This is a genomic window from Ensifer sp. SL37, from assembly GCF_026672675.1.
GTDB classification, from domain to species: Bacteria; Pseudomonadota; Alphaproteobacteria; order Rhizobiales; family Rhizobiaceae; genus Ensifer; species Ensifer adhaerens.
Genome location: NZ_JAPPRN010000007.1, coordinates 269,218 through 282,483, shown reverse-complemented (window position 1 = coordinate 282,483; position 13,266 = coordinate 269,218). Strand labels below are relative to the sequence as shown.

The window sequence follows — 13,266 nt, the reverse complement described above, 5'->3', positions numbered from 1 at the left end:
GCGGCCACTTTGGCAGACTTGGTTATCGGCGAGGCACGTCTGACCGGTGATCGGCGATTTGCATGTCGTTTAACGGAACATTGGTGCAGCTCGCCGCCACAGGCCAATTCAATTTGGGCAAAACTCCATGCAAGAATCGCCTAACTCACGAGATTTCAATCGGTTATGGATAACTCCCTCACGAGCAGGCGTGCGTGCACGGTCGCTAGCGCGGAGTTCTCGCCGACGCCAACGTCGGTGAGAACTCCACACGCAGGTCTAGAGAAGTTCGCCCATCGACCGCAGGAGCCGTTCGATCTGATCGGCCGTGTGCTCGGAAAACACCGCAAGCCGCATGGTCGCAACATCTGACGCGTCGGAATAACCACCAGGCTGCTGCACCCTGACGATGATGTCGCGCTCCGCCAGACGATCGCGCAGCTGTTCGAGGTCGGTGACGCCCTTGATGGTGACGATCGGTACCGGCGTGTCGGCAACGTCGAACCCGAGGGTCCGCAACCCGCTGCGCATATGCTTGACGTTGCGAACGAGGTTGGCGCGTTTTTCCGGTGTCGCCTGCAGAACGCGCAACGATGCGGCTGCAGCGGCTGCAAGACCCGGTGGCGCCGGCGAGGCACCACGCATGATCATCGCATTGCCCGCGATCTTGGCGGCCAGATCCGCACTACCGGGAACGATGCCGCCGAGCGCGCCGAACGCCTTGCTCATCGTGCCGGCGAGATAGTTGCCCTCGCCTTCGAGCCCCGCGTGCTGCAGCGATCCGCGGCCGGTCTCACCAAGAACGCCGACACCGTGGGAATCGTCGATGCAGAGCAGCGCACCATCATAGGGGGCCATGGCCTGCCGGTAATCCCCAAGTGGCGCCAACCGTCCGGATGACGGAAAGACGCCGTCGGTCAGCACCGCCGGCCGCTCGCCCGCCTTCACATGCAACGACAGTTGCGCAGCAAGATCCTCCGGATCGGCATGCCGAAATTCGTGAACCCGCTTGCCGAGCGTCGGGCTCGCGTCACGGGTGCTGTAATGCGTTGCGCAATCCATAAAGATGACATCGAATTCGTCGCGCAGCCCCTGCAGCAACACCATGGGGCTGGTGTATCCGGAAATTATGTAGACGACCTCGTCTGTGCCGAACCAGTCGCGCAACCGCTCCTGCAAGTCGGCATAGACTTGCATATGGGCGAGCGTCCCCGGCCCCATGCCGTAGCGCCTGGTCGCTTCGCAGGCCGCCTCGATCACTTCGGAGTGGCCATGCAGGCAGAAGTACGACGTGCCGCAATAATAGTCGACCTCGCGCCCGCCGATGAACATGCGGGCGCCAAGAGGTGACTCCATCTTGATTGGAGCGGTCATGTTTGGGTCACGCCGCTTCGGTCGGGGACGGGCTGCGCCGCTCCAGGAACATCGGCCCGACCCGAATGCCGCGCTTGCCGTTGTCGTCGACGGCATCAAGTTCGAGGATCTCGTCTTCGTAAAGCCGCCCATGCATGCGGAAGCGTCCCTCCTCCACCGGCTCACATGTGTGCGTGCAGAAGTACTCGATTAGGCATTTCAGGTCGCCATGGCTGTAGGTCAGGTAGGTGATGTTGAAGTCCGGCCCGTATTCGCCGAGATGCGGCGCAATGGCGTCGGGCACAGTCTCGTCTTCAGGCGTCTCTATGCGCGTCCAGCTTGTATCCCGCCAGACGAGCTTGCCGGCTCCCGGGAAGGAGAGGTTCATATGGGCATAGTCCGCGCCGCGCCCGTAGATGCGACCGTCGATGACGAAATCGTTGCCGGCAACGGGACGGATCCGGTGCGGAACGCCCTCGCCCATCAGGTAGATCTTGCCGTCCTTGGATTTGACCTCGACGATCTCCTGCGTGGCGTCGTCGCGGTAATAGCCCGGCAGGGTCTTGAACTGCGCTTCGGGGATCTCCGGCGGACGCTGTGTCCGCTCGGGCATCTTGCCCATCTTGCGCTCGGCAAGAACGATGCGCACGCCGTCGACGCCGAGCCGCGAGGCGATCTGGTTGGCGAAATCAAGGGTCGCAAAGATCAGCACGCCGACGCCGGCGGCAGGCAACAGCATCATCTGCGAAGCATAACCATAGACGGCGCCACCATGGCCGACCGAGGTCCAGCCGTCGACGTCGCCGGCACCGAAGCACAGGCCATACCCGTTGAGCGTCTTGTCGTGGCCGGCCGGACGTTTGCCGAACGGTGTCCACATCTCACGCAGCGACGCCGGCGAGATGATCGAATTGCCCTCAGCGTCAAAGCCGCCGCGCAGCAGGCACTGGGCGTAGCGTGCCATATCGCCCGTGGTGGAAAAGATGTTGCCGGCCGGCGAGCCGCCCAGGCTGAACACCGGCGCCGGCGTATCGCCGTCGAGCGTCCACATGTCGGCCGGCGCAAGCCGCTCGCGAATGCCCGGCGCCATGCCGCAGGAGGAACTGTCCATGCCGAGCGGTTTCAGAATGTTGGCAGCGACATAGTTGGAATAGCTCTGGCCGGTGACGACCTCGATCACCCGACCGACGACGGCGATGCCGGCGTTGGAGTAATGCATCACCCCGAGGCTCGGATCCTGCTTCAAGGTCGAGCTGGCGAGCTCGTCGACCGTGTCTTCCAGCGGAGGACGGGTCGCGTCGAGATAGTGGCCACTCTTGGGTTCGCGCACGAGCCCGGCCGTATGGGTCATCAGCTTGCGCAGGCTGATGACCGAGCCGTGAGGCCCGCCCTCGGCGCCAGCGAACGGGTTCGCCGGCTTGAATCCGGGCAGGTAGGTCGCGACGTCGACATCGATATCGACAAGGCCCTTTTCGACCAGTTGCATGATCGCCAGCGAGGTGAAGGTCTTGGTGATCGAGCCGATACGGAAGCACGTGTCCTTGCCCATGTCGAAATGGCGGTCATGGCGCTGGACATGGCCTTCGGCAAGCACACCGTCTCGATCGACGAGGGCGTAGGAGATCGACGGGATCGCCTTGTCCTCGACCTCGTACCGGATCAGATCCTCGAACAGCTCGATGGAAGCAGCAGACAGAGGGGACATGGAAAATGCTCCTTGGTCGTAAAGGGATTGGGTCTCAATGGGCGTGGCGTGGGTCGAGCATGTCGCGCAGCGCATCGCCGACCAGGTTCCACGAGAGTACAAAGAGGAAGACGGCCGCGCCGGGGAAGGCCAGCGTGTACCAGAACTGGAAGGGATTGCCGGGCTGACCGACGATCCAGTTGCGTGAATAGGCGATGAACTGGCCCCAGTCGGCATACCCTTCTTCGGTGCCGACGCCGAGGAAGCTGAGCGCTGAGGCCGACAGCACCATGGAACCGGTCGCCATCGTCGCGAGAACCAGCACCGGGAACATGGCGTTGGGCAGGATATGCAGGACGATCAGCCTGAGATCGCTGGCGCCGTAGCTCCTGGCTGCGTGGATGTAATCCATCTCGCGGATCCTCAGGATCTCGCTTCGAACGATACGGGCATAACTCATCCAGCCGAACGTCGTCAGCGCGATCGTGATGGGCACGATGCCTTTGCCGAGCAACGCCGTCAGCACCATGGCGGCGATCAGGAAGGGCACGGCCATGAACACGTCGACGATGCGCATCAGCACTTCCTCGACGACGCCGCCGTAATAGGCCGCGACAGCGCCGACGACCGTGCCGATCAGCACGGAGATCGCCACGACCCCGAGCCCGATCTTGAACGCCGTGCGCGTACCCCAGACGACGCCATAGAAGATGTCGTACTGACCTTGCGTGGTGCCGAATATGGCCTCCGGCGAAGGCGGTTGCGGCGTTGCCAGGAAGCCGGCTCGCGGTGTGTCGTAGGGAGAAAGCTGGAAGCTTTGCGGCGGCGCCAGAACGGGCGCGAAGACGGCGATCAGCACGAAGGCGAGGAGGATCACGACACCGAACAGCGACACCGGATTTCGTGCGAGGTAACGAAGAAACTTCATTGCGTCTTCACCCTCGGGTCAAGCAACGGATAGATGAGATCGACGACCAGGTTCATCAGCACCAGGACGACCGCGAAATAGAGGCCGAAGCCGAGAACTGCGGGAAAGTCGAGATTGGCAGCGGTCTTGGCGGCGAACTGGCCGAGCCCGGCGTAGTCAAAGATGGTCTCGGTGATGACCACGCCACCCATCATCACGGCGAGTTCCATGCCGGCGATGGTTGCAAGCGGCAAAAGCGCGTTGCGCCTGGCGTGATGCAATTCGACGACGCGGCGCGGCAGGCCCTTGGCGCGGGCGGTGCGTACGTAGTCCTGGCGAAGCGTTTCCAGCATCGAGGTGCGCATCACCCGCGTCATGCTGGCGACGTTGACATAGGTCAGCGTGATGACGGGCGCGGCAAGGTGACGAAGTGCATCGCCGAAGATCGCCAGGTTGCCGTTGAGCAGCGCGTCGACGGTGTTGGCGCCGGTGTAGCGCACGAAATCGCCGGAACTGACGATGGTCTGAGCCCACTGGCTGAGCCGGCCGGGCGGAAACCAGTCAAGCGCCGAATAGAAGATCAGCAGCATCAAGAGGCCAAAGACGTAAACCGGAAAAGACCAGCCGAGAATGGTGAAGATGCGGATGACGTGGTCGGGCCAGCGGTTGAGATAGATGCCGGCACGCGAACCGAGGTAGATGGCGAGTAGCAGACAGGGCACGAAGGCGAGCACGACCAGCTCCAGCGTCGCCGGAAACAGCGACATCAGCGCCGTCGACACCGGCTGGCGCGCGGTCTCGGACCAGCCGAGATTGCCGCTGAGAACGCCGCCGATCCAGCGGCCATATTGGAGATAGAAGGGATCGTTCAGCCCGTACTGCTCGATCATCCGGCGAATGCTTTCCTGACCGCCCTTGAGATAATCGGGCGACGGTGCGTAGGCCGCCAGTCTCTGTGTCGGCGAAAGCGACATCTGCAGCGCGAAGATCATCAACGACAGCGCGAAGAGAACGATCGGCAGCATCATCAATCGTCTGAGTGCGTAGTTCAGCACGGTTCACACGTTCCGATTTCAGGGAAAATGAAACAAGGGCTGCCGGGCGGGATTGCCACCGGCAGCCCTGGCCAGTCAATCGTTGGCCTTGGTGACCGGGTAGAAGTCCCATGCGCCGTAGAGGATCATGTTGTCGACATAACCATCGATATTGCTGCGTGTGACGACGTAGCCGAAGTCCTCCCAGAGGAACTGGGTGGTGGCGTATTCGTACGACATCTCCTGCAGCTTGGCGTAGATCGGCTCGCGAACCGCCGGATCGACCGATGCCCAGGCTTCATCCAGGAGCGGCTTGAACTTCTCCGCCATCAGGTCGCGATAGCCCTGGCCGACCATGCCGCCGACGAGGCCGGTGGGCGAGAGATAGTAGCTGGCGGCACCGAGCGGACCGCCCGGGTCGGAATAGTCAGGACCCCAACCCATCACCGTCAAGGGTGCTGCCGGCTTTTCGCGGTTGTTGAGCTTGTCCGATACCGATGCCCAAGGCAGCGCCTGGATCTGCATCTTGAACTTCGGGTTGATGCGTGACAGGCCCTGCTGCAGCGCCGAGAGTGCCGCCGTCAGCTGCGGGTTGCCTTCAGTCACATAGGCGGTGAAGGCAAAGCCGGTATCCCAGAGCTTGCCGTCAAATGCCTTCTTGAAGTGTTCTTCGGCCTTGGCGGGATCGTAGCTGTAGACAGGTGAATCCGGGCGGTAACCCATGATGCCGCGAACCGTCGGCCCACGAGACTGCACGGTCTTGTTGAGCAGCACCTGGGTGAGCAGCGCGTCGTAATTCTGGGCGTAGTTGAAGCCCTTGCGCACATCGATATCGGCGAAGAAGTCCGGCGGAATACCGGCGCCATCCAGCTTGCCGCTGCCGATCGCCGGATTGTCGTTGTCATCGAGCGGCCAGGCGAAGAAGATGCCGCGCGAGAACACTTTCTGCAGGCCGTCGATGACCTTGACGCCTTCGGTCTTGCTGAGTTCGTCGATGAACTCGACGGGTGCCGTGACGAAATCGGCGTCACCGGACAGAAGCTGCAGGCGCCGCGTCGTCCATTCCGGCACCGTGCGCATGACCACGCGCTCAAGCTTGGCGGGGCCCATGAAGTAATTGTCGAAGCGCTTCAACGTGATGCGCCGGTCGGTCCGGTCCCACTCCTCGAGCATGAACGGCCCGGTGCCATTTTCTTCCGCAAACAGCGGATTGGCACCGAGTTCCGGACGGTAGTGGGCCTTCCAGGTGTCGCCCGAGCCATCCCAGCCGCCGACCGATGCAACCCATTCCTTGTCGACGACCGAAGTGCCGAAGGGCAGCGCGATCACCCCAAGCGTGGCCGGAAACGACTTGGGCAGCTTGAGCGTAACATTATCGCCATCGACGACGATCTGCGAGGCGAGTTGGTCATAGACCTTGCGCAGGATCTCGGGGCTGGCGTCGTTGATGGATTTCACCTCGCCTTCGGCCTCAACCCACTTGGCGATGTCGGTATATTTGCCGGCAGTGATCACCTCGGTGATCGCGTTCGACATCCACGACTGCCCCTGAAGGATGGCGCGCAACAGCGAATAGCGCACGTCCTCCGGCGTGATCTGGCCGTAGCCAGGCTCGATCGTCGCCTTCTGGGCGTCCGTCAGCTTGTCGTAGTACTCCCAGGTGACTTTACCGTCGGCACCCTTGATCCCGACCTTGTGGGCTGAAACGCCTTTGCGGATCGGGAAAGTGTAGCTGACCGAGCCATCCGCCGCCTGCTTGATGAGGCCATTTTCGAGCGAAGGTACTTCGGTCGAGAGCGACGGCACGAACTCGGAGATCTTCGAGCCGTTGAAGTTCAACAAGCGGCTGTAGATGTTGAGCGTGCCGTAGGAGCTCGGCGTGTTGGCGATATAGGCCGGATCGAACGACTGGATGTCATCGGTCCACATGAAGACGAAAGTGCCGGGGTTCTTGGTCTCGGCCATAGCGGGCGCAGCCGCGATGCCGAGCCCCAGGCAGAGAGCGAGGGCTAAGGTGCGTTTCATCGTTGTTCCCATTTGGTGGAGGCGGAATTTTCTTCTCGTTATAGGGGAGGCTAGAAGAGCGCTTGCAGGTCTGTCCAATGTGTAATTAGGATAGACTATGCAAATCACGCATGAGGGCCGGCATGGAACTGCAATGGCTTGAAGATTTTCTGGAAATTGCCGCGACCAGAAATTTCTCGACGGCAGCGACGGCGCGCAACATCTCCCAACCGGCCTTTAGCCGGCGCATCAAATCCCTCGAGAACTGGATCGGCGCCGACCTGATCGACCGCAGCACCTATCCGGTACAGTTGACAAGGGCAGGCACGATGTTCCTGCCGGGTTGCCAGCGGCTCGTGCGCGAAGCCTACAGGCTGCGCACCGATTGCCGCAATGTCGCCGGCGAGAGCTCGGCCATGCTCACCTTCACCTCGCTGCATACGCTGGCGATGTACTTCTTCCCAAAATGGATCGGCTCGCCGCTGATCTCGCGCCTGCCGCTGCGCACCAGCATGCACGCCGCCGACTTCCTCGAAAGCATCGACCATCTGTGTTCGGGCCAATGCGATTTCGCCATCACCTATGTGCATCCCGATGGACCGCCGGTGCTGGAAGGCGGGCCGTTCGAATCGTTGCAGATCGGCAAGGACAGGCTGATCCTGGTGTCGGGAGCCGACGAGAGCGGCCGACCGCTGTTCGACATCGACGGGCCCGAAAGCACGGAGATCCCCTATCTCGCCTATTCCTGGAGCGACGGCTACATCGGCAAGCTGGCGACCTTGATCCAGTCGCGCTGGCGCCGGCCGCTCAATCTCAGCATCGTCTACCAGTCGGGCCTCGCCGATGGCCTGAAGCACATGGCCGTCGCCGGGCGCGGCGTCGCCTGGCTGCCGCAGATCTGTGTGGCGGAAGCCCTGCGCCAAGGCCGCCTCGTCCAGATCGGCGGACCACAGATGTCGCTCGAAATGGAGATCCGTATCTTCAGGCGCGCCGGCCCTGGTAGCGCCGACAGCGATGGGTTGTGGCAGCATCTCAAGCAGTGTGCGGCATTGCCACAGTACAAGAACGGATTCGATTCCGGCATCGACGCCGCCTGAGGCACCGTCATACCCCAAATCGCCCGACCGAGGCCATATGCGAAGACAGGCGACACGATGCAGAAAGCGCATAGTTTCGATTGCCACATTCGTGACACATTGATTTTACTCGGTTTTGCGGCACGGACAAAAGCCGATTGCGTGCCGCCCGGGCACTGACGGCCTGCCTCGCGGGGAGTTCTCCGCCATCCGAGCATATTGACAGGAGGCAACCCCGTTGCGAGACCTGATAGGGCAACGTCCCCTCGAAATCGGGTCCATGTGCTGATGTTCCTGTCTAAATCCGCGCCCCCTGAACTGCCCGAGGATGTCATCCTATCCGTGGAAGACCTTGAGGTTTCCTTCGCGGCCGGCACCCGCTCACAGCTGCGCGCGGTGCGGGGCGTCTCCTTCCGCATCGCGCGCGGCGAGACAGTTGCACTGGTCGGCGAGTCTGGATCCGGCAAATCGGTGACCGCCATGACGATCATGCGTTTAACCGAGTATGATGGCGCGGCGATTACCGGCGGGCGGGTGCTGATGCGCTTGAAGGACGGCAAGGTCGCCGACCTCGCGACATTGTCGGAAAAGCGGGTCGAAGCCCTTCGTGGCGCGGACATCTCGATCGTTTTCCAGGACCCGATGTCGAGCCTGAACCCGGTCTTTACCGTCGGCGACCAGATTGCCGAAGCGGTGATCCATCACCAGAACAAGGCACCCGAGGAAGCGCGCCAGATCGCGCTCAACACCCTCAAGCTGGTACGTGTGCCCGATGCGGAACGCAGGCTCGACCAGTATCCTCACCAGCTCTCCGGCGGCATGCGCCAGCGCGTCATGATCGCTATTGCGCTCGCCTGCCGCCCGTCGCTGATGATCCTCGACGAGCCGACGACCGCGCTCGACGTGACCATTCAGGCGCAGATCCTCGATCTGGTTCGCGCCCTGCAGCACGAAATCGGCATGTCGGTGCTGTTCATTACCCACGACATGGGCGTCGTCGCGGAAGTCGCAGACCGGGTCTGTGTGATGCTCAAGGGTGAGATCGTCGAGACGGGTTCGGTTTACGACATCTTCGCCAAGCCGAAGCATGCCTATACACGCGCCCTGATTTCCGCCGTGCCGCGCCTCGGCAGCATGGCCGACAAGGATGCGCCGGAGAAATTTCCGCTGCTGGTGTTCGAACCGGAGCGGCAGCCCGCGGAGGCGACAGAATGAACGCGCCGGCTCATATGACGCAATCCCCTCGCCCACTTGTCGAGGTGCGAAACCTGGTGACGCGCTTCGATCTGAAGGCCGGGCTGTTCGGCCACGTCTCCGGCCGGGTGCACGCGGTGGAGAACGTCTCCTTCGACATTTTTCCCGGTGAGACACTGGCGCTGGTCGGTGAATCCGGCTGCGGCAAGTCGACGGTCGCCCGCTCGCTCATGCAGCTCGATCGACCGCGCTCTGGCTCCATCCGCTTTGATGGAACCGAACTGATCGGCGCGCCGCGCCCTGTCCTCGCGCGATTTCGGCGCGAAGCGCAGATGGTCTTTCAGGATCCGTTTTCTTCGCTCAACCCGCGCATGACGATCGAGCAATCGCTGATGGATCCGATGCGGGTCCACAAGCTGGGTTCGACCGGGGACATGCGCGCCCGCGCTGCCGAACTTCTGGCAAAGGTCGAGCTTTCGCCTGAGCATCTCGAGCGCTATCCGCATGCATTTTCCGGCGGGCAGCGCCAGCGCATCTGTATCGCCCGGGCGCTTGCGCTCAACCCGCGTCTCATCGTCGCCGACGAAGCAGTCGCTTCGCTCGACGTGACGATCCAGGCGCAGGTGATCAACCTACTCATGGACCTGCAGCGCGAGATGCAGATCGCTCTTGTGTTCATCAGCCACGATATGGCGGTGGTCGAGCGCATCGCTCACCGCGTTGCGGTCATGTATCTCGGCGAAATCGTCGAGATCGGCGATCGCCGCTCGGTGTTTAGCAATCCGCAGCACCCCTATACCCGCAAGCTGCTATCGACCGTGCCGATTGCCGATCCGACGCGCCGTCCGGAAGGGCGCCAGCCGATGTCCGACGAAATTCCAAGCGCGGTGCGTGCGCCGGACTTCGTGCCTCGCGAACTGCCGATGCGGCAGATCTCATCGACCCACTACGTGCGCCAGGTCGCAACCGCCTGACAGTAGCCGCTATACCCCGTTCCAGATCAGAGTATCCCAACATGAGCACTTTCGAAGTGACGCAACCGGCTGCGAGCGCTGCCGGCATGGCGTCGACAGATATCCGCGACAGCGCAAGCGGGACCACGGCCGCAATGTTCCTGCGTCCAGCGACCGCCGAGCGACCGACACCCTATATCGAGGTCGACGAGAAACGGCTCACCCGCAATATCAAGGCCATGCAGCAGCGCGCCGATGCAGCCGGCGTGGCGATGTTTCCGCATGTGAAGACGCACAAGAGCCTCCACATCGCCCGGCAGCAGCTTGCCGCAGGTGCGCGCGGTATCACCGCCTCCAAGCCCAGCGAAGCGCTGGTCTTTGCCGAAGCCGGTATTCCGTCGATCATCCTGGCCTATCCCATCGTCCACGCGGCGTCGCTCGATCGCCTTCTGCCTGCGGTCAAGGCGCGGGGCGTGGAACTGCGCACGATTGCGGCGAGCCAAACAGGTGTCGATGCGCTGTCGCAGGCCGCCAGCCGGCACGGGGTCGAGATCGGCGTGTTCCTCAAGGTCGACGTTGGCCTCGGCCGCGTCGGCCTCAAACCCGATGACCCGGCAGCGCCTGAACTGTGCGCAAGCATCGCCGGCACCCCTGGATTGCGATTTGCCGGACTGCTTTCGCACGCCGGACATGCCTACGCGGCTCCTGAGCCCGATGCCCTGGCCAAGATCGCCCACGACGAGGCCGAGGCCCTCGCCGGCCTCGCCGAGCGGCTTCGGCAACGCGGAATTGCCGTTGATTGCATTTCCGTCGGCGCAACGCCGACTTGCCTCGGTGCACCGCTGCCCCGGGAAGTCGATTGCATCCGTCCCGGAAACTACGTCTTTCTGGACGGCACCGCCCTTCGGCTTGGCATTTGTACCGCCGACCACCTCGCGCTTTCAGTCGTCGCCCGCGTCGTTGCGTCGAACGAGGCGCACTTCATCATCGACGCTGGCTCGAAGTCCATGAGCTCCGATCGCGGCGCACATGGCATGGGTGGCGCAGGGTTCGGCACGGTCGTCAGCGCCGAAGGCGATGGCGAAACCGGCCTGTGGACGCTCGAGAGAATGTCCGAGGAACACGGGTTCGTCCCCCACTCCGGACGCCCCCTGCCGCTGGGCAGCCGCGTGCGCGTGTTCCCCAACCATTCCTGCGCCTCGATCGCCAACTTCGACAATTTCGTCCTGGCGCGCGCGGATGGCACCGCAGCCGGCCTGTCGGTCGACGCCCGCAACGGTCAGACCTGAAGAGCGCACCGGCCTTCGGCCACCTGGGCGGCGATTTATCGCCCCCCATCAACGCGTTGAAGTTCTCGCTCCTTCGTCCATCATCGAGATGGAAAGCTGGATTGTGAGACCTAGATCTCCCAAATATCATTGCGACGCCAATATCAGTGCATCGAGAAGCCGACGCGGCTGATCGGACTTCAAATCTACGCCTCCAGTGTAAAGGATATGATCCATGAAAGTCCTAATGGTCCTCACTTCGCACGACACCCTCGGTAACACCGGCAAGAAGACAGGGTTCTGGCTCGAAGAGCTGGCGGCTCCCTATTACGTCTTTAGGGATGCCAGAGCCGAAATCACCCTTGCATCGCCCAAGGGCGGCCAACCGCCGCTCGACCCGAAGAGCGATGAACCGATGTTTGAGACCGACCTCACTCGGCGCTTCAAGGCAGACCGGGAAGCCAAGGCCCAGCTCGCCGAGACGGTTCGCCTCGACAGCGTCAACCAAAGGGACTTCGACACCGTCTTCTATCCCGGCGGTCATGGTCCGATGTGGGATCTCGCCGAGGACGGAAACTCGATCAAGCTGCTCGAAGCCTTCATCGCGGCGGGCAAGTCAATTGCCCTTGTATGCCACGCACCCGGCGTTCTGCACCGCGTCAAGAACCCGGACGGAACACCTTTCGTAAACGGGCGAAAGGTCACCGGCTTTACGAATTCCGAGGAAGCGGCCGTCGGTTTGACGGAGGTCGTGCCCTTCCTGGTGGAAGATGAGTTGCTCGGTCTCGGCGCCGTTTTCTCGAAGGTGAAAGACTGGGGCGTCCACACGGTCGTGGATGGACGGCTCATCACCGGCCAGAATCCCGCCTCATCTGGCGAAACGGCAAAAGCCCTCCTGGCCGCCTTGAAACCGTGATCGAAGATTGGATCGGGGCGCGTCGCCAGAATGAGCGTCCGCCTTCGGCGGAGCGTGTCTTGCTGCTCGCGTTTCCGCAGATTTTTTTATGTGTTCAATCCGCTTTCCACCTATTTCGCTTAGGACGCGCAAGGAAAGAAGGTCGCGGTCATCTATGCCGTGCGCAATACCTTCGACGAACGGCACAGCTATGTCGCATCGGTGTTGCCCGGCGAAGTGAGCGCGGCGGGCATTCGAGAGAGCCGCACGAAAATCTTTCATGTTTCGCCCTTCATGGACATGCGGTGCGCTACCATTTCCGGGTGTTTCCGGGAAAAACAGTGCGGCTGCGCATCCACGAGACCGCGGGAAACACGCCGGTTCCGGCCGCAACCGACATCATCATAACCGTCACGGCCGACAAGCAGTCCGTGACGGTCCTCGCGGACAACCATGTCGGCCCCAGTGGCCACATCAACGCGGTTACCGGCGACTGCCCCGCCGCGCGACGCCTCTCTCAAACGCGAAAGAACGCGTGATGTCGCAGTCTTTTGCGCTCAACCGTAATGCTGTAAGAGTACGGCAATAGACCTAAGCGGGAATCATCGGGGAGCACAACGAATGGAATTTCTGACGCTTCAAAATTTTGCAAGTTGCGTCGGCCAGGCCTTCGATCTTTCGCTTGGCGAGAGTACCGTGCCACTGACCTTGGCGGAAGCCACTCCGGGAGGACCGCAGATCATGGCCGGCATGAGGCGTGCTCCGTTTTCCCTGTTGTTCCGCAGTCATTCGGCAATAGTTCTGCCGCAGCAGATCTATCGCATGAAGAATGCGTCACTCGGCGCGTTGGAAATTTTCCTCGTGCCGGTCGCCCGCGATAAGCACGGTATAGTCTACCAAGCTGTCTTCAATTGATTGT

The 13,266-nt window shown here is 62.1% G+C and carries 9 protein-coding genes and 2 pseudogenes; 6 read left to right on the top strand and 5 right to left on the bottom strand.

Annotated features, from left to right (window positions below; translation table 11 throughout):
* Positions 1 to 258: 258 nt before the first annotated feature.
* The 5 genes from OVA00_RS33395 to OVA00_RS33375 all read right to left on the bottom strand — a co-directional run bounded on the left by OVA00_RS33395 (position 259) and on the right by OVA00_RS33375 (position 6,982).
* Positions 259 to 1,353, bottom strand: coding sequence for an aminotransferase class I/II-fold pyridoxal phosphate-dependent enzyme (locus OVA00_RS33395; RefSeq protein ID WP_268090516.1), 1,095 nt, complete (start codon positions 1,351 to 1,353; stop codon positions 259 to 261).
* Positions 1,354 to 1,360: 7 nt separating this feature from the next.
* Positions 1,361 to 3,037 carry a serine hydrolase domain-containing protein gene (locus tag OVA00_RS33390; RefSeq protein ID WP_268090515.1) on the bottom strand — a complete coding sequence of 559 codons (1,677 nt, stop codon included), beginning with the start codon at positions 3,035 to 3,037 and terminating at the stop codon, positions 1,361 to 1,363.
* 34 nt (positions 3,038 to 3,071) lie between these two features.
* Positions 3,072 to 3,944, bottom strand: coding sequence for an ABC transporter permease (locus OVA00_RS33385; protein ID WP_110819581.1), 873 nt, complete (start codon positions 3,942 to 3,944; stop codon positions 3,072 to 3,074).
* On the bottom strand, positions 3,941 to 4,978 hold the full coding sequence (locus OVA00_RS33380; protein WP_268090514.1) for an ABC transporter permease: 1,038 nt from the start codon (positions 4,976 to 4,978) through the stop codon (positions 3,941 to 3,943). The genes OVA00_RS33385 and OVA00_RS33380 overlap by 4 nt, the downstream gene beginning before the upstream one ends.
* A 75-nt stretch (positions 4,979 to 5,053) precedes the next feature.
* A complete protein-coding gene (locus OVA00_RS33375; RefSeq protein ID WP_268090513.1) occupies positions 5,054 to 6,982 on the bottom strand; it encodes an ABC transporter substrate-binding protein in 1,929 nt (642 codons plus the stop codon).
* Between the two features lie 122 nt (positions 6,983 to 7,104).
* On the opposite strand from OVA00_RS33375, the gene OVA00_RS33370 reads away from it, so the two are divergent.
* The 6 genes and pseudogenes from OVA00_RS33370 to OVA00_RS33335 all read left to right on the top strand — a co-directional run bounded on the left by OVA00_RS33370 (position 7,105) and on the right by OVA00_RS33335 (position 13,262).
* Positions 7,105 to 8,058 (top strand): LysR family transcriptional regulator, encoded by a 954-nt coding sequence (locus OVA00_RS33370; RefSeq protein WP_268090511.1) that lies wholly within the window; start codon positions 7,105 to 7,107, stop codon positions 8,056 to 8,058.
* Positions 8,059 to 8,325: 267 nt separating this feature from the next.
* Positions 8,326 to 10,205 (top strand): annotated as a pseudogene (locus tag OVA00_RS40120) (ABC transporter ATP-binding protein).
* 41 nt (positions 10,206 to 10,246) lie between these two features.
* Positions 10,247 to 11,473: an alanine racemase gene (locus tag OVA00_RS33355; RefSeq protein WP_268090508.1), complete on the top strand. Its 1,227-nt coding sequence runs from the start codon at positions 10,247 to 10,249 to the stop codon at positions 11,471 to 11,473.
* A gap of 214 nt (positions 11,474 to 11,687) precedes the next feature.
* The gene (locus tag OVA00_RS33350; protein ID WP_268090506.1) at positions 11,688 to 12,368 is read left to right on the top strand and encodes a type 1 glutamine amidotransferase domain-containing protein; all 681 of its coding nucleotides are present in this window, start codon (positions 11,688 to 11,690) and stop codon (positions 12,366 to 12,368) included.
* A gap of 374 nt (positions 12,369 to 12,742) precedes the next feature.
* Positions 12,743 to 12,862: pseudogene (locus OVA00_RS33340) on the top strand (ornithine cyclodeaminase); the annotation flags it as partial.
* 106 nt (positions 12,863 to 12,968) lie between these two features.
* Positions 12,969 to 13,262: a DUF6916 family protein gene (locus OVA00_RS33335; RefSeq protein ID WP_112773053.1), complete on the top strand. Its 294-nt coding sequence runs from the start codon at positions 12,969 to 12,971 to the stop codon at positions 13,260 to 13,262.
* Positions 13,263 to 13,266: the final 4 nt, after the last annotated feature.